Genomic DNA, 18,637 nt, shown 5'->3' on the forward strand with positions numbered 1-18,637 from the left:
TAACGCATACGGCGTGTCCTGGGGGTCATGTCGCGGAGCGCCGGGGCGAAAGCGCGCGCAGTCCACGGAACCCGATCACGCCCACCGCCGTCCCCAGGAGGAAGGACGTGATGGCGAGCAGCAGATGCACCCAGAAGTAGGCGGTCGGGTCGCCCGCGTCGCTGAAGGCGAGCCCGCTGCCGTCCTTCCACAGGTTCTTGACGAAAGTGATCCAGATGAACCAGCTCCACACCCCGAACGCGAGCAGGAACCAGGAGACGGGTCGGCTGAGCTTCATACGTTCAGTATCGACGGCGTACTCCGACCGGCTGCTGCCGGGTGGTCCGGCGGGGGCCACCGTGCGGCGGGTCACACCCGCGGCGGGCGGCCGTCCGGTGGCGCCCTGTACGTTCACCACCGTGTCTGCTGTGAAAAAGACCGCCCTGACGGTCCTCGCCACGTCGTTCCTCTCCGCTCTCTGTGCGGTGCCCGCGTCGGCCGCGACGGCGGACGATCCGAAGCCGCCCGCCTCGATGTCGAGCGTCGGTGGTGACCGGCTCGGTCTGCCCGGTACGCAGGTGAACCTCGGCTCTGCCGGGGCGCTGCCGGAGAAACTGACCGGACGCTCGTGGATCGTCGCGGACGCCGAGTCCGGCGAGGTCCTGGCCTCGCACAACGCTCACTGGGAGTTGGCCCCGGCGTCCACCCTCAAGATGCTCTTCGCGGACACCTTGATGCCTCGTTTCCCGAGCACCGAGACGCACAAGGTGGCGCCGTCCGACCTGGCGGGCATGGGCGAGGGCAGCAGCCTGGTGGGCATCAAGGAAGGACTCACCTACACGGTCCACGACCTCTGGCTCGGCGTCTTCCTGCGGTCCGGCAACGACGCGGTGCACGTGCTGGCGGCGATGAACCACGGCGTGGCCAGGACGGTCAGCGACATGCAGCAGCACGCCCAGGACCTGCGGGCGCTGGACACCCATGTGGTCTCCCCCGACGGCTACGACGCCCCCCGGCAGGTCTCCAGCGCGTACGACCTGACGCTCTTCGCGCGCAGCGGGCTGCAGAAGAAGGACTTCCGCGAGTACTGCTCGACGTCCACCGCGCAGTTCCCGGGGCTGCAGAAGAAGGGCAAGAAGCGGGAGACCTTCGGCATCCAGAACACCAACCGGCTGCTGACCGGCGCCGACGGTGTCACCCAGTACCGGGGCATCGCCGGAGTGAAGAACGGCAACACCTCCAACGCCGGAGCGACCTACACGGCCGTCGCCGAACGCGGCGACCATGTGCTGCTGGTGACCGTGATGAACCCGAGCTCCACGGAGAATCAGGCGGTCTACAAGGAGGCCGCCCGGCTGCTCGACTGGGGCTTCGCCGCCGAGGGCAAGGTGACGCCGGTGGGCCAACTGGTCGCGCCGGTGTCGGCGACCCCGGTGAAGCAGCCGTCGAAGAGCCCGAGCCCGGTCAGCAAACAGCCCCCCGCTCAGGCCGCCGCCACCTCGCGGACGAACGGTTCGGGCCGGGGAGTGGGGATGGCCCTCTCCATCGCCGGCGGGGCGGTGGTGCTGCTGGCCGCGGGAGTGTTCCTGGTCAATCGTCGGTGGCCGCTGCCGGATCTGGCACGACGTTTTCCACGTCGCTGATCCGCTCGCCCTTCCCGTTCCCCGTCGCCGACCAGGCCGCGCAGTACAGCAGCAGCTTCACGGTGAAGCTGATCCACAGCAACAGGGCGACGGGGACGCCGAAGGCGCCGTACATGCTCTTCGATGCGACCCCCCGCAGATAGCCGCTGAGCAGCAGCTTCAGCAGCTCGAAGCCGAATGCGCCGATCAGTCCGGCGGTGATCAGCCGACGCCGCGGAGGCTCCACTCCGGGCAGCAGCGTCAGGACGTACAGCAGCACCAGGAAGTCGGCGAGCACGGCGAGTGCGAAGGCCGCGGACTGCAGCAGCGCACCGCCCCAGCCGCTGTCGTGCAGACCGATACGGTCGGCGATCCATCCGATGGCCGTGGAGCCGACGGCGGAAGCGCCGAACGAGACGACCACGGCGCCGCCCATCCCGATCAGGATGCCGCCGTCCTTGAGCTTGCGCAGCACCGGATTGCCCTCGTCGGCGTTGTCGAGCTCCCAGACGGCACGCAGGCAGTCCCGCGTCGATCCGACCCAGCCGATCCCGGTGAAGATCAGCAGCGCTCCGGCGACGACTCCGACCGTGCCCGCGTTGGCCACCAGCGCGTTCAGGTCGAGCTGGTTCGAGATGCCGGGGACCTGTTCGGCGATCCGGTGCTGCACGGTGTGCAGTTGGCCGGTGGACAGCAGGGCGGCGCCGATCGCCGCGCCGACGGTGATCAGCGGGAAGATCGCCAGGAAGCTGACAAAGGTGATCGCGGCGGCGAGCCGGGTCCAGTGCACCCGGTCGAGGGTCTCGTACGAACGCCAGGCGTGCGTACGCATCAGGCGAATCGCCCAGGGGCCGATAACGGGAAGCTTCGTCAGCCAGTCCATGGCATCCGCTTACCCACGCCGCTGCAGACCAGCGGTCGGACCGGGGGGCCCGCGATGTCCACCCCGACGAGGACGGCGTACTCGCGCCGGCCGGTCCTCACAGGTGCGCGACCGCCAGGGCGTACAGGCCGATCCAGGTCACGCCGATGAACGCCAGCGCCCGGTCGTGCAACACCACGTCCTCGGGTGCTCCGGCGATGCCGCGGTCGGCGAAGACCGCATAGCGCAGGACGGCCAGGATGAACGGGATCATCGACAGCTGACGCCACGGCAGCAGGCCGCCGTGGGACGTACCGCCGCCCTCCATGGCCCAGAGGCAGTACGCGAGGACGGCGACACCGGCCGCCAGCTGCCAGACGAAGCGCAGGTAGCCGGTGGTGTATTCGGAGAGCAGGGCGCGGGTCGCCGCCCCGCCGTCCATCTGGACCGACTCGGAGTAGCGCTTGGCGGAGACCATGAAGAGCGCGCCGAAACCGGCGGTGATCAGGAACCAGCGGGAGAGCGGAATGCCGAGGGCCACGCCGCCGATCATGGCCCGCATCAGGAAGCCCGCGGTCACCACCACGAGGTCGACCACGAGGACATGCTTCAGGCTGACGCAGTAGGCGAGTTGCATGGTGATGTACGCGACGAGCAGCACGGCCGTCATGGTGTTGCAGTACCGGAAGGCGGCGACGGTGGCGAGGGCGGCGAGCAGGGCGCCCGCGGCGTAGGCGACGGTGACCGGTACCTGTCCGGCGGCCACCGGGCGGTGGCACTTGACGGGGTGTGCGCGGTCGGCCTCGGCGTCCTTGGCGTCGTTCACCAGATAGACGGCGGAGGCCGCGGCCGTGAACAGTACGAAGACGAGCGTCAGTGGGGCGCCGGTGCCGTGGGAGAGCAGTCGGCCGGCCGCGGCGGGTGCGGCGACGACCAGCATGTTCTTGACCCACTGACGGGGGCGCGCCGTCCTGAGCAGGCCCAGCGTCAGCCCGAGCGTGCCACCCGGCCCCGTGCGGTCGGGCGCCCGGGGTGGCGGCGGTTCACCGAGGAGGACGGCGGTCTGCTCGGACACTTCAGACATGGGCGCCTCGCATCCATTGCGCACCGAGCCGGGCGGTCAGCCCGCCCAGCAGGGCGCCAGCGGCGACATCGGTCGGATAGTGCACGCCGGCGACGAGCCGTGAAACGCACATCGCGGCGGCGAGCGCCGGTACGACATGACGGCCCGCCGGCCGCAGCGCGCCGAACGCGACGGCGGCCGCGACCGCGGACGAGGCATGCGAGCTGGGGAAGGAGTGGCGGCCCACGGTGCGTACCAGCGGCGGCCGGGCCCGGTCGGGTGGGCGTGGGCGGCGTACCACCCGCTTGACGCCCATGCTCGTCAGGTGGGCGGCGGCGACCAGTGAGGTGGCCCGCAGCCAGGCGCCGCGACGGGCCCGGTCGGCAACGGCGCCACCGAGCCCGGCGGCGATCCACAGGGCGCCGTGTTCACCGCAGAAGGACAGGGCGCGGGCAGCGGCGGCCACCCGTGGGTCGGTACCGCAGTCGCGCATCACCGACAGCAGGCGGTGGTCGGCGTCGACGGACCACATCGCGTCACCCCTTCTCCGAACGAGCTTCCGGCCGGGCGGCCGTACATCGGGGAAAGACTCTTATATGACATATACCCAGAAACACGTCTATAGCTACTGACACTCCCTCAATCACCCGTTTCCGCCTATACACCAGCGATACGGTCAGCTCATGCCTGCCGAAACCACCGTGTCCCCCGCGGCGCCACCCGACGTGTCCCCCGCGGCGTCACCCGACGTGTCGCCCACCGTGTCCGCCGGTCCCGGAATGCTGAGTTCCGTGACGGGCTGGGGGCGCACCGCTCCCACCGCCGCACACCTGATCCGCCCGCGCACCCACGAGGAGGCGGCCGCCGCGGTGCGCGGCTGCGGGGCACGCGGTTCGATCGCCCGGGGGCTGGGCCGCGCCTACGGTGACGCGGCGCAGAACGCGGGCGGCGCGGTGCTCGACATGACGGGCCTCGACCGCATCCGCTCCATCGACGTGGACGCCGGTGTGGTGGTGTGCGACGCGGGGATCAGCCTGCACCGGCTGATGGAGGTGCTGCTGCCGCTGGGCTGGTTCGTACCGGTCACGCCGGGGACCCGGTACGTCACGGTGGGCGGTGCGATCGGCGCGGACATCCACGGCAAGAACCACCACGTCTCCGGATCGTTCTCGCGCCACGTCCGCTCGCTCGATCTGCTGACCTCGGACGGTTCGGTCCACACGACCACCCCGGGCACCGTGCTCTTCGACGCGACGGCGGGCGGGATGGGGCTGACCGGGGTCATTCTCTCGGCGACCGTCCAGCTGCTCCCGGTCGAGACCTCCTTGGTCTCGGTGGACACCGAACGGGCCACCGACCTGGACGATCTGATGGCCCGGCTGACCGCGAGCGACCACCACTACCGCTACTCGGTGGCCTGGATCGACCTGCTGGCGCGGGGCGCTGCCACCGGACGCTCGGTGCTCACCCGCGGCGACCACGCGCCGCTGGACGCGCTCCCGGCGCGAGCCCGGCGCACCCCGCTGTCCTTCCGGCCGGGGACACTCCCCGCGCCGCCGTCCTTCGTCCCGGAGGGCCTGCTGGGCCGCGGCTCGGTCTCGCTCTTCAACGAACTCTGGTACCGCAGGGCGCCGCGCAGGCGCACCGGCGAGCTGCAGCGCCTGACCACCTTCTTCCATCCGCTGGACGGAGTTCCGCAGTGGAACCGCGTCTACGGCCGCAGTGGCTTCGTCCAGTACCAGTTCGTCGTCGGCCACGGGCAGGAGGAGACGCTGCGCAGGATCGTCGGCCGTATCTCCCTGCGCGGCTGCCCCACCTTCCTGGCGGTCCTGAAACGCTTCGGTGACGGCGATCCCGGCTGGCTGTCCTTTCCGGTGCCGGGCTGGACCCTGGCGCTGGACATCCCGGCGCGTCTCAGCGGGCTCGGCGCCTTCCTCGACGAACTGGACGAGGAGGTGGCCGCCGCCGGGGGCCGCGTCTACCTGGCGAAGGACTCCCGGCTGCGGCCGGACCAGCTGGCGGCCATGTATCCGCGGCTGGCCGACTTCCGCGCGCTGCGCGCGGAACTGGACCCGACGGGGGTCTTCACGTCGGACCTGTCCCGTCGCCTCGGACTCTGAGCCGCTTCCCGGCCTGTGCAGCTTCCCGCGGCCTGTGCCGCATCCGCCTCTGCCGCATCCCCCGCGCCATCCCGCTCCTAAGGAACCCGCCCATGAAAGACGCCTTCGGTGCCCCGCAGTCGCTGCTGATCCTCGGTGGCACCTCCGAGATCGCTCTGGCCACCGCCCGCCGACTGGTGGTCCGTCGCACCAGGACGGTCTGGCTGGCCGGACGCCGGTCCGCCGCCCTCGACGAAGCCGCGGCCCAGCTGCGGAAGCTGGGCCCGGACGTCCGTACAGTCGATTTCGACGCCCTGGACCCGTCGTCCCACGAGGAGGAACTGGGGAAGGTGTTCGCCGAGGGCGACATCGACATGGTGCTGCTGGCCTTCGGCATCCTCGGCGACCAGGCCCGGGACGAAAGCGCCCCGCTCTCCGCGGTGAAGGTCGCGCAGACCAACTACACGGGGGCCGTTTCGGCGGGTCTGATCTGCGCGAAGGCCCTGCAGGGCCAGGGCCACGGCTCCCTGGTGGTGCTCTCGTCGGTGGCGGGCGAGCGGGCCCGCCGGGCGAACTTCATCTACGGCTCGAGCAAGGCAGGCCTGGACGCGTTCGCCCAGGGCCTGGGCGATGCCCTGCACGGCACCGGGGTGCATGTGATGGTGGTCCGCCCCGGCTTCGTGCGATCCCGGATGACGGCCGGCCTGGAGGAGGCCCCGCTGGCCACCACCCCGGAAGCGGTTGCGGCGGCGATCGAGATCGGCCTCCGCCGCCGTTCCGAAACGGTCTGGGTGCCCGGCACGCTGCGGGTCGTGATGTCGGCGGTACGACACGCTCCGAGGCCGCTGTTCCGCCGTCTGCCGATGTGAGGCAGCGCCCCTGCGGCGGAGCCGATGTGAGGCAGCGCCCTGCGGTGGAGCTCTTTCCGGCAGGCTACGGACGAGAGGCGGCGGTGGACGGGCGCGAGGCGGCGGGCGTATCGCGCGATACGTTCGGGCCGGGAACGACTCCGCCCCCGCCGCCGAACGCGTACTCCCGCAGCTTGCGCCACACCGAGTCCGTGCCCTGCTCGTACAGAGCGAACGACCCGCAGGTCCACATGGCCTCGAACGAGGAGAGTGCCTCGTACGCCCGGTCCATCGCCTCCTCGGAGATGCCGTGCGCCACTGTCACATGCGGGTGATACGGGAAGGACAGCTCGCGCACCAGCGGACCCGATGCGTCCCTGATCTGCTGCTGCAGCCAGGAACAGGCCGACCCGCCCGTCACCACCTGCACGAAGACGACCGGCGAGAGCGGCCGGAACGTGCCCGTCCCGTACAGCCGCATCGGAAACGCCCGGTTCGCCGCGGCGACCGACACCAGGTGAGCCTCGATCGCGGGCAGCGACCTCGGATCGGCCTCCGTGGGCGGCACCAGAGTGACGTGTGTGGGGATGCCGTGCGCGGCGGAATCCCCGAAGCCCGCGCGCTGCTCCTGGAGCAGGCTGCCGTACGGCTCCGGGACCGCGATCGAAACGCCGAGCGTTACGGTCCCCACATCGTTCTCCTCCGCTGTCTGATGCCTCTGTGTGCGGTTCGGCTGGGTGTGCTGCTGCTGGCTGCGGTGTTGCTGTCTGCAGTGTGGCGGGCGGGTCGGCCCTCTGACCAGAGTCCTAGGTCACGAGCCCGGTTCAGTGCTTGGCGGGCAGGAATCCGACCCGGTCGTACGCCTGCGCCAGGGTCTCGGCGGCCACCGCGCGGGCCTTCTCCGCGCCCTTGGCCAGGATCGAGTCCAGCGTCTCCGGGTCGTCCAGATATTCCTGGGTGCGGGTCCTGAAGGGCACCACGAAGTCGGCGACGATCTCCGCGAGGTCGCCCTTGAGCGCGCCGTACATCTTCCCTTCGTACTGCCGCTCGAGCTCGGCGATGCCGGTGCCGGTGAGCGTCGAGTGGATCGTCAGCAGATTCGACACGCCGGGCTTCGCCACCGTGTCGTAGCGGATCACCGTTTCGGTGTCGGTGACCGCGCTCCTGACCTTCTTCGCCGAGACCTTCGGCTCGTCGAGCAGGCTGATCAGGCCCTTGGGCGAGACGGCCGACTTGCTCATCTTGGCGGTCGGGTCCTGCAGGTCGTAGATCTTCGCCGTCTCCTTGAGGATGTACGGCTCGGGAACGGTGAAGGTCGCACCGAAGCGGCTGTTGAAACGGTCCGCCAGGTCGCGGGTCAGCTCGACGTGCTGCCGCTGGTCCTCACCCACCGGGACCTGGTTGGCCTGGTAGAGCAGGATGTCGGCGACCTGGAGGATCGGATAAGTGAACAGGCCGACGGTCGCGCGGTCGGCGCCCTGCCGGGCGGACTTGTCCTTGAACTGCGTCATGCGCGAGGCCTCGCCGAACCCGGCGATGCAGTTCATGATCCAGGCCAGCTGGGCGTGCTCGGGCACATGGCTCTGGACGAAGAGGGTGCAGCGCTCCGGGTCGAGCCCGGAGGCCAGCAGCTGGGCGACGGCGAGCCGGGTGTTGGCCCGCAGCTCGGCCGGGTCCTGCGGCACGGTGATCGCATGCAGGTCGACCACCATGTAGAACGCGTCGTGCGTCTCCTGCAGGGCCACCCACTGGCGCACCGCGCCGAGGTAGTTGCCGAGGTGGAACGAGCCTGACGTGGGCTGGATCCCGGAGAGCACGCGGGGACTTTCAGAGGCCATGTACAGCATTCTCTCAGGTGCGGAACCCATCTCCGTCGCGCGGTGTATCAAAGATGTGAGAACGCGGGAGGGGGGCCACGCCGTAGTCGCGGACGAGGCCGAAGTGATCGCACGCGTAAGAGCCGGGGACATCCAGGCGTACGCGTGGCTGGTGCGTGCGTACACCGGGACCGCCTTACGTACCGCGGCGGCCTTCGGAGCGGGCGCGGAGGCCGAGGATGTGGTGCAGGCGGCCTTCTTCAAGGCTTACCGGGCACTGAGCCGGTTCCGGGAGGGTGCGTCGTTCCGGTCATGGCTGCTGCGGATCGTGGTGAACGAGACCAGGAACACAGTGCGCTCCGCGGTCCGGTTGCGCTCCGCCACCGGACGCGAGGCCGCGCTGACGGAGGCGGAGCCGCTGATACCGGACTCGGCCGACCCGGCGGTGGCCGCCATCGACGACGAGCGCAGGAAGCAGTTGCTGGCCGCGCTGGACCGGCTGAGCGCGGAACAGCGCCTGGTCGTCACCTACCGCTACCTGTTGGACATGAATGAGGCGGAGACGGCCGAGGCACTGGGCTGGCCACGGGGCACCGTGAAGTCGCGACTGAACCGGGGGCTGAAGAAGCTCGGTCAGCTGTTGCCGCCACAGGAGGGCGGTCGGGAGTGCGGTCCGGACGGCGATCCGGAGGGCAGTGAGGAAGGGGCGTGGGGATGACGGACCGGGATGCACGGCTCCGCGAGGAGCTGGCTGCGCTGGGCCGCCGGCTCCGCGCGTCGACGGGATCCGACGGCACGGTGGCCGACGGGGAATCGATGGCCGAGCGGGTGCTGGCCCAGATCATCGCCGAATCGGTGCCTCCGGCGGACCCCGCCGCACCGCCTCCCGGGGTGCCCGCGACGGAGGCGCCCGGGCGGTTCACCCGCGCGCGAGCCTGGGCCGGAAGGCGGTGGCGGGCGGTGCTCGCGGTGCTCTGCGGACTGCTGGCCGCACTGATACTGAGCCCTCCGGTGCGCGGCGCGGTGGCGGACTGGTTCGGCTCCGGCGGCGTCCCGGTGCGCTACTCCCCGGCCGCGCGCGCACCCACCGGGCAGTCGGTGGACCCGGGTAGGCCTGCCGACCTGGCGCTGGTCATCGCGGCGGGCAGCGGACGATCCGAGACGCTGACCGTCGAGGACGCCGACTTCAGCCGGCTCTTCGGGCTGCTGAACCCGCAGTCGACCGACACCGAGCGGGCGCCCGAGGACCCGGCACCGCAGGTGCGGGCCAGCGTGGTCTGGGGGCTGAGCGGCGTGGGCGGCTGGCCGCAGACCGACCGAGCTCCGGGCGGAGACATCGCCATCGAGCGGGAGGACCAGGTGATGGTGGCGGACGACTCCACGGTCTGGGTGCGCTCCGACGCCGCGGTCGGCACAAAGGACGACGACATCCGCTGGCACCGGGTCCCGGCCGATGTGCTCGGTCTGCTGGCGAAGCACAGGCTGCTCGGCCCGCCCACGGCGGAAACCGCCGCGCAGGCATCCTGGGCGGGCTGGTGGTGGGCGTCGGCGGCCCTGGCGGCGGGAGCGGTCGCCGGGTACGGCTGGGCGGTGCTGCGTCGGCGCCGGGATCCGGGCCCTCCGGAGCCGCACCAGCAGTTGATCGATCTGGACGCCTGAGCCGCGACGCGAGGTTCGGTCGCGCGGGACGTGACCGACGGCAGTAAGCGGCGCATCCTGGCCTGTAGGCCGCAGGATTCGTACCCCCGGGCAGGAACGGAGAACCCGTGTCAGTTACGGAAACATCGATCGCCGCCGCCGAGGCGCACAGCGCGCACAACTACCATCCGCTTCCCGTGGTCGTGGCGTCGGCGGACGGTGCCTGGATGACCGACGTCGAGGGGCGCCGCTTCCTCGACATGCTCGCCGGGTACTCGGCGCTCAACTTCGGGCACGGCAATCGCCGGCTGATCGAGGCTGCCAAGGCACAGCTGGAGCAGCTCACCCTCACCTCGCGGGCCTTTCACCACGACCGGTTCGCCGCCTTCTGCACCCAGCTCGCCGAGCTGTGCGGGATGGAGATGGTGCTGCCGATGAACACCGGCGCCGAAGCGGTGGAGACCGCGGTGAAGACGGCGCGCAAATGGGGCTACCGGACGAAGGGCGTGCCGGACGGCCGAGCCAGGATCGTCGTCGCGGAGAACAACTTCCACGGCCGCACGACCACCATCGTCAGTTTCTCGACGGACCCCGAGGCTCGGGCGGACTACGGTCCGTACACGCCGGGCTTCGAGATCGTCCCGTACGGCGATCTGACCGCACTGGAGGCGGCGGTCGACGAGGACACCGTGGCCGTGCTCATCGAGCCCATCCAGGGTGAGGCCGGGGTGCTGGTGCCGCCGGCCGGTTATCTGCCGGGCGTACGGGAGCTGACCCGGGCCAGGAACGTGCTGTTCATCGCCGACGAGATCCAGTCCGGTCTCGGCAGGACCGGCCGGACCTTCGCCTGCGAGCACGAGCACGTCGTGCCGGACGTGTACATCCTGGGCAAGGCGCTCGGCGGTGGTGTCATCCCGGTGTCGGCAGTGGTGTCGTCGGCGGAGGTGCTGGGCGTCTTCGAACCGGGCGAGCACGGCTCCACCTTCGGCGGGAACCCGCTGGCCTGCGCGGTCGCCCTGGAGGTCATCGCGATGCTGCGCACCGGAGAGTTCCAGCAGCGGGCGGCCGAGCTGGGCGACCATCTGCACCGCGAACTGGGTCTGCTGGTGGGTGGCGGCGCGGTGGAGGCCGTCCGGGGGCGCGGCTTGTGGGCCGGTGTGGACATCGCACCGTCCCGCGGCACCGGCCGGGAGATCTCCGAGAAGCTGATGGACCGCGGTGTGCTGGTCAAGGACACCCACGGTTCCACCATCCGGCTCGCCCCGCCTCTGGTGATCAGCAAGGAGGATCTGGACTGGGGCCTGGACCAACTGCGGAACGTACTCAGCACCTGACCGGGCCCCGCGGACTCCCTACAGGATGACGTGGGGCAGGAAACGGGCGTACTCGTCCGTGACCGGCCCCGCCGACTCCCTGATGCCGAGCCCCGCCGCCTGGTCCTCGATCACCCACGCACCGAGCACCACCCGGTTGCCGTCGAAGTCCGGCAGCGGGGCCAGTTCCTGGTAGCAGCAGACCTCGTCGGTCCGCACCGCACACCCGGCGGTGCCGTCCGGCCCTGTCTCGTGCAGCAGGACGCCCGCGCCCTCGCGTCCGAGCAGCGGCTTGGAGACGTACCCCTTGGACGACGCAGACCCGGCAAGCTCACGGGGCCCGTCCAGATAGGCGGCCAGCAGATTGGGGTGGCCCGGATACATCTCCCACAACACGGCCAGCAGCGCCTTGTTGGAGAGCAGCATCTTCCAGGCCGGCTCGATCAAGTGGAGCCGGTGGAGCCGCCGTTGTCGAGGGTGTCGAGGACGTGCGGCCCGAAGCGGTCGGTCGTCAGCCACTCCCACGGGTAGAGCTTGAAGCAGCTGCGGATGAAACGCATCCGTTCGTCGACGAACCGACCGGACAGCGGGTCCCAGCCGATCCGCTCCACCGACAACGCCTCGGTGTCGAGGCCGGCCTGCTGGGCGGTCTCCCGGAGGTAGGCAACCGTCATGAGGTCCTCGCCGAGCTCGTCGGCTTCGGAGTGCACGAAGTGCAGCGGGCCCGGCGGCAGCAGCGGTGCCTGCCGCTTCCAGGCCGCGATGAGCCGTTCGTGCAGCGAGTTCCACTGGTCTGCGCCGGGGAAGCGGTCCTCCATCCAGAACCACTGGGGGCTTGCCGCCTCCACCAGCGAGGTGGGGGTGTCGGCGTTGTACTCCAGCATCTTGGCCGGGCCTTCGCCGTCGTAACGCAGATCGAACCGTGCGTAGACGGAGGGCAGCTCGGCCCGCCGGTGCCACGCCTCGCCGACCAGCCGGGCAAGCCGCGGGTCGTTGATCCCCAGCTCCGCGAAGCGGTCGTGCTCGACGATGTGCGCTGCCGCCGCGAGACACATGGCGTGCAGTTCCTCGACGACCTCCTCCAGCGCCTCGACCTCCGGGAGGGAGAACGAGTAGTAGGCGCTCTCATCCCAGTAGGGGCGCAATGAATCGTCGGGGTAGCGGGTCAGCGGATAGATCAGTCCCTGTTCCTCGACGATCTGCTGCCAGCCGGGGCGCGGGTCTATGGTGTGGCGCTGCATGATCTCGCGTACGCCTCGGCTCAGCCGCCGCTGGAGTGGAAGCCGCCGCCGAAACCGCCGCGGTGCACCGATGACTTGTTGAAACTGCCGCCGGATATCTTGCCGTTCCGCGACGAGCCGCCGTAGTAGTACGTGCCGTGTCCGTTGCTGTCGCTGCACTCGTACTTCGGCAGTTGCTTGTGGGTGTCCGGGTCCACGCAGCGCTTGTCCACGTCGGAACCGCAGGCGGTGAGCGTGGCCGCCAGCATGCCCATACCGCCGAGCACCACGGCGCTCGACCTCATCTTGCGCATGCGTTGTCTCCCCCGTCGTAGCCGACACCGTCCGGGTGTGGGCATGTTCGAACTGTCGGTGTACAGACTAGAGGCCGCCTTCGGCAGCCGCAGGCCGGGCAGGCGCCGGCCGACCGGTGCAGGATCGGCAGAGGCGCTACGGGAGCACCCGGCACAGCGCATCCAGCGCGGCGGGGTAGGCGCTGTCGGTCGGTGTGCCGTACCCCACGACCAGGGCGTCGCGCCCCGGGGCCGCGTCCGGGTGCCGGAACTGGGTCAGCCCTTCCAGGGCCAGCCCCTGCCAGGCGGCAGCCTGCACGACGGAACGCTCGGTGCCCGGCGGGAGTTCGAGTACGGCGTGCAGCCCGGCCGCGATGCCGTGCACGCGGATGTCCGGTGCCCGTTCGGCGAGCGCGGCCATCAGCTGGTCCCGGCGCCGGCGGTAGCGCAGCCGTTTCCCGCGCACGTGCCGGTCGTAGGCGCCGGACGTGATGAACTCGGCGAGCGTCAGCTGGTCCAGCGCACTCGACAGGTCGTGGATCCCCTTCGCCGCCAGCAGTTCCCCCACCAGGTCCTCCGGGGCCACCATCCAGGCCAGCCGCAGCCCCGGCGCCACGGACTTGCTCGCCGTGCCGAAGTAGACGACGCGTTCCGGGTCAAGTCCCTGCAGGGCGCCGACCGGTTGGCGGTCATAGCGGAACTCGCCGTCGTAGTCGTCCTCCAGGATCAGGCCGCCCGAAGTACGGGCCCAGTCGACCACTGCCGCGCGCCGGGGCGGACTGAGCGCGATGCCCACCGGAAACTGGTGCGCCGGGGTCATCAGTACCGCGCCCTCCCGGGTCAGGGCCTCCGTCCGTGAGCCCTGCGCGTCGAAGGGCATCGCCGAGGTGTGCATCCCGGCCTCGGCCAGCAGGTCCCAGTGCACGTCGAGGCCGTACGCCTCGACAGCCACCTCCCGTACCCGGTGGTTTCGCAGCACCTTCCCCATCAGCGTCAGCCCGTGGACGAACCCCGAGCAGATGATGATGCGTTGCGGATTGGCGTAGACACCCCGGGCTCGCGCCAGGTAGTCCGCGAGCGCGGTCCGCAACTCGATGCGGCCGCGCGGATCGCCGTAGCCGAACGCCTCATTGGGTGCGGCGACCAGTGACTTTCTGGCGGCCTTGAGCCACTCCGTGCGGGGGAAGGACGCCAGGTCGGGCGAGCCCGGCTTGAGGTTGTGGACGGGTCCGCGGCGCACCGGACGCCGGACCGCGACCGCCTTCTTCACCGGCCGCGGCGCCGACCGCCGGGCGACCTGTGTACCGGAACCCTGCCGGGCGGTCAGCCAGCCCTCGGCCACCAGTTCGGCATAGGCGTCGGCGACCGTGTTCCGGGCGATGCCCAGGTCGGCTGCCAGCGTCCTGGAGGACGGCAGCCGGCTTCCCGGCGCCAGGCGTCCGGTGCGCACGGCCTGGCGCAACGCGTCCGTGAGGCCCAGCCGCAGCCCCGGTCCGGTCACTTCCAGATGTAGGTCGACGCCGAAAGTGGCCCAGGAATCTGTCATGAAAGTGGACCATACGCCTGCGCCACACTGCCCGTAGTGTCCTCGTCATGACGACAGAATCGAAGCAGGGCACGGACCAGCAGGTCACCGACAAGCAGGACGTGCGGTACGCCCCCGAGCACACACCCCGCCTGCAGATGGCGGAGCTGGCCCCCGAGGTCTACAAGGCGATGGTGAGGCTGGACGCCGCTGCGCGTCAGGGTGTCGATCCGACCACGCTGGAGCTGGTCAAGATCCGCGCCTCGCAGCTCAACCACTGCGCCTTCTGCCTGGATATGCACACCAAGGACGCGCTCGCCGCGGGTGAGTCGTTCGAGCGGATCGTCCAGCTCAGCGGCTGGGAGGAGTCGAAGCACTTCTACACCGAGAAGGAGCTCGCGGCGATCGAGCTGACCGAAGCCGTCACGGTGCTCACCGACGGATTCGTCCCGGACGAGGTCTACGCACACGCCGCCCGTCATTTCGACGACACCGAGCTCGCGCACCTGATCTCCGCGATCACCGTGATCAACGCCTGGAACCGCTTCGCCGTCACCACCCGGATGGTTCCCGGCCACTACACGCCGGGCGCCCACCGCTGAGCAGCGGACACCGACACAGATGCCCCCGGCAACCGGATGGTTGCCGGGGGCATCGTGCGCACATACGGGCCGGGCGGGCCCGGATGCTCAGATCAGGCCGAGCTCGCGCACCGCGTCGCGCTCCTCGGAGAGCTCCTTCACCGAGGCGTCGATGCGGGCACGCGAGAAGTCGTTGATCTCCAGGCCCTGGACGATCTCGTACTTCCCGTCCTTCGTGGTGACCGGGAAAGAGGAGATGAGGCCCTCGGGGACGCCGTACGAGCCGTCCGACGGAATACCCATCGAGGTCCAGTCGCCGTCCGCGGTGCCGTTGACCCAGGTGTGCACGTGGTCGATGGCGGCGTTGGCGGCCGAGGCGGCCGACGAGGCGCCGCGCGCCTCGATGATCGCCGCGCCGCGCTTGGCCACGGTCGGGATGAAGGTGTCGGCCAGCCACTTCTCGTCATTGACGGTCTCGGCGGCGTTCTTGCCCGCGACCTCGGCGTGGAAGATGTCCGGGTACTGCGTGGCGGAGTGGTTGCCCCAGATGGTGAGGCGGCGGATCTGCGAGACCGTGGAGCCGGTCTTCTGCGCGAGCTGCGAGACCGCGCGGTTGTGGTCGAGACGGGTCATCGCAGTGAACCGCTCGGCCGGTACGTCCGGGGCCGAGGCCTGCGCGATGAGCGCGTTGGTGTTGGCCGGGTTGCCGACGACGAGGACCTTGATGTCGTCAGCGGCGTTGTCGTTGATGGCCTTGCCCTGCGGGCCGAAGATGCCACCGTTGGCGGCGAGCAGGTCACCGCGCTCCATGCCCTTGGTACGCGGACGGGCCCCCACCAGCAGCGCGACGTTGGCCCCGGCGAAGGCGACATTCGGGTCGTCGGTGATGTCGATGCCCTGCAGCAGCGGGAAGGCGCAGTCGTCGAGCTCCATCGCGGTGCCCTCGGCCGCCTTCAGGCCCTGCGGGATCTCGAGGAGACGCAGCCTGACCGGCACATCGGAGCCGAGCAGATGGCCGGAGGCGATGCGGAAGAGCAGCGCGTAACCGATCTGGCCGGCCGCGCCGGTGACGGTGACATTCACAGGAGTGCGGGTCATGGCGTTCTCCGTAAGACAGCTGGCGGTAGGGGCCCTGCCCCTGGTGCGGGAAGTCCCGGCGTCTCACATCCGGAACGAATCTTGATGTGAAGAGACTTCCGACGTCAGGCTATCCGACCCGGTGGGTGACCGACTCCCGCCCCCGTGTGGCACGCCGCACACGGCTCCCCCGACGCCCCGCGCCTCCCGCATACGACGGTGGCCGCCGGCGCCACCCCGGGGGGTGAGGCGGCGCCGGCGGCCACCATCGGGTGCAAGCACCCGTGGGGGGATGCCACTCGCCTGCCCAGTCCATCGCGGACCACTCCTCCGGCTTTCCACTACTTTCCGGCCCACCGTTGCGGCCAACCGACCACGGCAGCACACGCGTTCCGGCGATCACCGCACGGTGAAGTGGACCAGGTCCTCCAGGAACGGGATCTCCAGCCAGGGTTTCGGCTGCACCATCAGCGCAAGCAGCGTGATGGCCACACCGAGTACCCCATAGGTCACCATGTCGGTGAACCGCGAGCGCACGGCCAGCATCCCCACCGACCGCACCCACCAGCGCATCACCGCGCCGGCGATCAGCGCGGCCCCGATGACGAGCAGGCCCACCCGGGTGACGTCCAGGGCGACCAGCAACAGCCCCACACCCGCCGCGACGAGCACCGTCAGCAGCGGCCACTGGCGGGCGGGCGCCGGGGCGTCGCTCCCGGCGGCGCGGCCGCCGCCCTCCGGCCGGGCGGTGTCCCGGGTCACCCGGGGGAAGCGCCGGGTGGTGCGTACCGGTTCACCCTCGGGGCCGGGCGCGCTGACGACGCCCTTCGCCTCGGGCTCTTCGGGCTGTTCGCCAGGCTCGTCGGGCCCGTCAGGCTCGTCGGGCCCGTCAGGCCTTTCGGGCTCGTCGGGACCGGTCCTGGCGGCGGCGTCAGCCGACACTGCGCTCCGCCGCCTCCACGACGTTCACCAGCAGCTGGGCGCGGGTCATCGGGCCCACACCGCCGGGGTTCGGCGAGATCCAGGCGGCCACATCGGCGACGCCGGGGTGCACATCGCCGACGATCTTGCCGTTCTCGTCGCGGCTGACGCCGACATCGAGGACCGCGGCACCCGGCTTCACGTCCTCGGGCTTGATGATGTGCGGCACTCCGGCGGCGGCGACGATGATGTCGGCCTGCCTGAGCTGAGCGGAGAGATCGCGGGTGCCGGTGTGACACTGCGTCACCGTCGCGTTCTCGGACTTGCGGGTCAGCAGCAGCGGGATCGACCGGCCGACGGTGATGCCGCGGCCGACCACCACGACGTGTGCCCCGTTGATCTCCACACCGTGGTGGCGGAGCAGCTGGATGATGCCGTACGGGGTGCAGGGCAGCGGGCCGGTCTCGTTCAGCACGAGCTTGCCGAGGCTGGTCGGGTGCAGGCCGTCGGCGTCCTTCGCCGGGTCCATCAACTCCAGGACCCGGTTGGTGTCGATGCCCTTGGGCAGCGGCAACTGCACGATGTATCCGGTGCACTCCGGGTTCTCGTTCAGCTCCCGGACGACTGCCTCGATCTCTTCCTGGGTGGCGGTGTCGGGGAGCTCACGCTGGATGGACCCCATGCCGACCTCGGTACAGTCGCGGTGCTTGCCGTTGACGTACCACCGGCTGCCGGGGTCGTCACCGACCAGCAGGGTGCCGAGACCGGGAGTGAATCCCTTCTCCTTGAGGGCCGCCACGCGGGCGGTCAGGTCGGACTTGATCGCGGCCGCGGTGGCCTTGCCATCGAGAATCTGGGCTGTCATAACGGCCATTCTTTCAGGGCTTGCCCCGATCCCCCAAGTTGCACTTGCACAACTCCTGGCCAATGCGACTGGACAAACTTATGCGTTGTTTAGAACGATGATCCTGCAGTGCCGCGGCAGTGCCGGGGGGGGCAGGACCGCTTTATTCGCTTTTCTCACCAATCCTCCGCTCGAACCGCGTCGTCCCCGCAGTACCTACGGAGGAAACACCGCATGAGCTTCGGCGATCCGAACCCGAACAACCCTTACGGCCAGCCCCAGGGCCAGCCCGAGCAGCCGCCGCAGCCCGGCTATGGCTACCCGCAGCATCCGCAGCAGGCTCCGCAGGGCGTGCCGCCGCAGCAGGGCATGCCGCCGCAGCCGGGCTACGGCTACCCTCAGGCACCGCCGGTCCAGCCCTATGGCGCGGGCGGGTACCAGCAGCCGGGTTATGGCATCCAGCCGCAGTACGCCGGCTGGTGGAGGCGGTTCGGCGCCCTCCTGCTCGACATGCTGGTCATCGGCGTCCCTTACGGCGTCATCGTCGGCATCGGTGGCGCCATCGGTGGTGGCGCGGGATCGGCCGTCGTCGTGATCGGCCTCCTCGTCGGCCTCGGGCTGGGCCTCTTCAAGCTCTACAAGGAGGGCACCACCGGCCAGTTCATCGGCAAGAAGGCCCTCGGCATCAGCCTGTTGCGCGAGGCCGACGGGCGGCCCATGGGCTTCGGCATGGCGTTCGTCCGCAACCTCGCCCACTTCCTGGACAGCCTCGCCTGCTACATCGGGTGGTTGTGGCCGGCGTGGGACGCCAAGAAGCAGACGTTCGCGGACAAGGTCTGCTCCAGCGTGGTCGTCAAGGCCGGCTGAGCCGCACACTGCAGGACCGAGGGCCGTAATCCGGCGCGATGCGCGCCGGATTACGGCCCTCGGTCGTA

At 70.2% G+C, this 18,637-nt stretch carries 19 protein-coding genes and 1 pseudogene; 8 read left to right on the forward strand and 12 right to left on the reverse strand.

Annotated elements, in window-relative coordinates; genetic code table 11:
- Positions 1–25: 25 nt before the first annotated feature.
- Positions 26–277, reverse strand: coding sequence for a hypothetical protein (locus AB0M87_RS11020; RefSeq protein WP_365851648.1), 252 nt, complete (start codon positions 275–277; stop codon positions 26–28).
- Between AB0M87_RS11020 and AB0M87_RS11025 the strand changes: the two genes are divergently transcribed.
- Entirely contained in the window at positions 216–1,622 is a 1,407-nt protein-coding gene (locus tag AB0M87_RS11025; protein ID WP_365851649.1) for a D-alanyl-D-alanine carboxypeptidase, read from the forward strand. The two genes, AB0M87_RS11020 and AB0M87_RS11025, sit on opposite strands and share 62 nt — an antisense overlap.
- Here AB0M87_RS11025 and AB0M87_RS11030 read toward each other — a convergent pair.
- From AB0M87_RS11030 to AB0M87_RS11040, 3 genes are all read right to left on the reverse strand, one after another.
- On the reverse strand, positions 1,570–2,484 hold the full coding sequence (locus AB0M87_RS11030; RefSeq protein WP_365851650.1) for a YihY/virulence factor BrkB family protein: 915 nt from the start codon (positions 2,482–2,484) through the stop codon (positions 1,570–1,572). The genes AB0M87_RS11025 and AB0M87_RS11030 overlap by 53 nt on opposite strands.
- A 97-nt stretch (positions 2,485–2,581) precedes the next feature.
- The gene (locus AB0M87_RS11035; RefSeq protein WP_365851651.1) at positions 2,582–3,547 is read right to left on the reverse strand and encodes a decaprenyl-phosphate phosphoribosyltransferase; all 966 of its coding nucleotides are present in this window, start codon (positions 3,545–3,547) and stop codon (positions 2,582–2,584) included.
- Complete coding sequence (locus AB0M87_RS11040; RefSeq protein WP_365851653.1) at positions 3,540–4,058, reverse strand: phosphatase PAP2 family protein; 519 nt, start codon at positions 4,056–4,058, stop codon at positions 3,540–3,542. The genes AB0M87_RS11035 and AB0M87_RS11040 overlap by 8 nt, the downstream gene beginning before the upstream one ends.
- Positions 4,059–4,305: 247 nt before the next feature.
- Between AB0M87_RS11040 and AB0M87_RS11045 the strand changes: the two genes are divergently transcribed.
- The gene (locus AB0M87_RS11045; RefSeq protein ID WP_365851950.1) at positions 4,306–5,646 is read left to right on the forward strand and encodes an FAD-binding oxidoreductase; all 1,341 of its coding nucleotides are present in this window, start codon (positions 4,306–4,308) and stop codon (positions 5,644–5,646) included.
- Positions 5,647–5,738: 92 nt separating this feature from the next.
- On the forward strand, positions 5,739–6,494 hold the full coding sequence (locus AB0M87_RS11050) for a decaprenylphospho-beta-D-erythro-pentofuranosid-2-ulose 2-reductase (RefSeq protein WP_365851654.1): 756 nt from the start codon (positions 5,739–5,741) through the stop codon (positions 6,492–6,494).
- A 64-nt stretch (positions 6,495–6,558) separates the two neighbouring features.
- On the opposite strand, the gene AB0M87_RS11055 is transcribed toward AB0M87_RS11050, so the two are convergent.
- Both AB0M87_RS11055 and trpS read right to left on the reverse strand, forming a co-directional pair.
- The gene (locus AB0M87_RS11055) at positions 6,559–7,164 is read right to left on the reverse strand and encodes a 2'-5' RNA ligase family protein (RefSeq protein WP_365851655.1); all 606 of its coding nucleotides are present in this window, start codon (positions 7,162–7,164) and stop codon (positions 6,559–6,561) included.
- Between the two features lie 133 nt (positions 7,165–7,297).
- A complete protein-coding gene (gene trpS / locus AB0M87_RS11060; RefSeq protein ID WP_365851656.1) occupies positions 7,298–8,311 on the reverse strand; it encodes a tryptophan--tRNA ligase in 1,014 nt (337 codons plus the stop codon).
- Positions 8,312–8,366: 55 nt separating this feature from the next.
- On the opposite strand from trpS, the gene AB0M87_RS11065 reads away from it, so the two are divergent.
- The 3 genes from AB0M87_RS11065 (at position 8,367) to rocD (ending at position 11,262) form a co-directional block, all read left to right on the forward strand.
- The gene (locus tag AB0M87_RS11065) at positions 8,367–9,008 is read left to right on the forward strand and encodes a sigma-70 family RNA polymerase sigma factor (RefSeq protein ID WP_365851657.1); all 642 of its coding nucleotides are present in this window, start codon (positions 8,367–8,369) and stop codon (positions 9,006–9,008) included.
- Positions 9,005–9,949 carry a hypothetical protein gene (locus AB0M87_RS11070; RefSeq protein WP_365851658.1) on the forward strand — a complete coding sequence of 315 codons (945 nt, stop codon included), beginning with the start codon at positions 9,005–9,007 and terminating at the stop codon, positions 9,947–9,949. The genes AB0M87_RS11065 and AB0M87_RS11070 overlap by 4 nt, the downstream gene beginning before the upstream one ends.
- A gap of 107 nt (positions 9,950–10,056) precedes the next feature.
- Positions 10,057–11,262, forward strand: a complete 1,206-nt coding sequence (gene rocD / locus AB0M87_RS11075; protein ID WP_365851659.1) for an ornithine--oxo-acid transaminase — start codon at positions 10,057–10,059, stop codon at positions 11,260–11,262.
- A gap of 18 nt (positions 11,263–11,280) precedes the next feature.
- On the opposite strand, the pseudogene AB0M87_RS11080 reads toward rocD, so the two are convergent.
- From AB0M87_RS11080 to AB0M87_RS11090, 3 genes and pseudogenes are all read right to left on the reverse strand, one after another.
- Positions 11,281–12,482 (reverse strand): annotated as a pseudogene (locus tag AB0M87_RS11080) (glutathionylspermidine synthase family protein).
- A gap of 20 nt (positions 12,483–12,502) precedes the next feature.
- Positions 12,503–12,775 carry a hypothetical protein gene (locus AB0M87_RS11085; protein ID WP_365851660.1) on the reverse strand — a complete coding sequence of 91 codons (273 nt, stop codon included), beginning with the start codon at positions 12,773–12,775 and terminating at the stop codon, positions 12,503–12,505.
- Between the two features lie 136 nt (positions 12,776–12,911).
- Positions 12,912–14,300 (reverse strand): PLP-dependent aminotransferase family protein, encoded by a 1,389-nt coding sequence (locus AB0M87_RS11090; RefSeq protein WP_365851661.1) that lies wholly within the window; start codon positions 14,298–14,300, stop codon positions 12,912–12,914.
- A gap of 47 nt (positions 14,301–14,347) precedes the next feature.
- Here AB0M87_RS11090 and AB0M87_RS11095 point away from each other — a divergent pair, with 47 nt between their 5' ends.
- Positions 14,348–14,881: a carboxymuconolactone decarboxylase family protein gene (locus AB0M87_RS11095; protein WP_365851663.1), complete on the forward strand. Its 534-nt coding sequence runs from the start codon at positions 14,348–14,350 to the stop codon at positions 14,879–14,881.
- 87 nt (positions 14,882–14,968) lie between these two features.
- Here the strand turns inward: AB0M87_RS11095 and AB0M87_RS11100 are convergent, their stop codons facing one another.
- From AB0M87_RS11100 to AB0M87_RS11110, 3 genes are all read right to left on the reverse strand, one after another.
- Complete coding sequence (locus AB0M87_RS11100; RefSeq protein WP_365851664.1) at positions 14,969–15,958, reverse strand: malate dehydrogenase; 990 nt, start codon at positions 15,956–15,958, stop codon at positions 14,969–14,971.
- A 378-nt stretch (positions 15,959–16,336) separates the two neighbouring features.
- Positions 16,337–16,879 (reverse strand): DUF3017 domain-containing protein, encoded by a 543-nt coding sequence (locus tag AB0M87_RS11105; RefSeq protein WP_365851665.1) that lies wholly within the window; start codon positions 16,877–16,879, stop codon positions 16,337–16,339.
- Complete coding sequence (locus AB0M87_RS11110; protein WP_365851666.1) at positions 16,869–17,723, reverse strand: bifunctional methylenetetrahydrofolate dehydrogenase/methenyltetrahydrofolate cyclohydrolase; 855 nt, start codon at positions 17,721–17,723, stop codon at positions 16,869–16,871. The genes AB0M87_RS11105 and AB0M87_RS11110 overlap by 11 nt, the downstream gene beginning before the upstream one ends.
- Before the next feature lie 213 nt (positions 17,724–17,936).
- Between AB0M87_RS11110 and AB0M87_RS11115 the strand changes: the two genes are divergently transcribed.
- Positions 17,937–18,569, forward strand: a complete 633-nt coding sequence (locus AB0M87_RS11115; protein WP_365851667.1) for an RDD family protein — start codon at positions 17,937–17,939, stop codon at positions 18,567–18,569.
- Positions 18,570–18,637: the final 68 nt, after the last annotated feature.

Source organism: Streptomyces sp. NPDC051320 (genome assembly GCF_040682175.1).
In the GTDB taxonomy this organism is placed as follows: Bacteria; Actinomycetota; Actinomycetes; order Streptomycetales; family Streptomycetaceae; genus Streptomyces.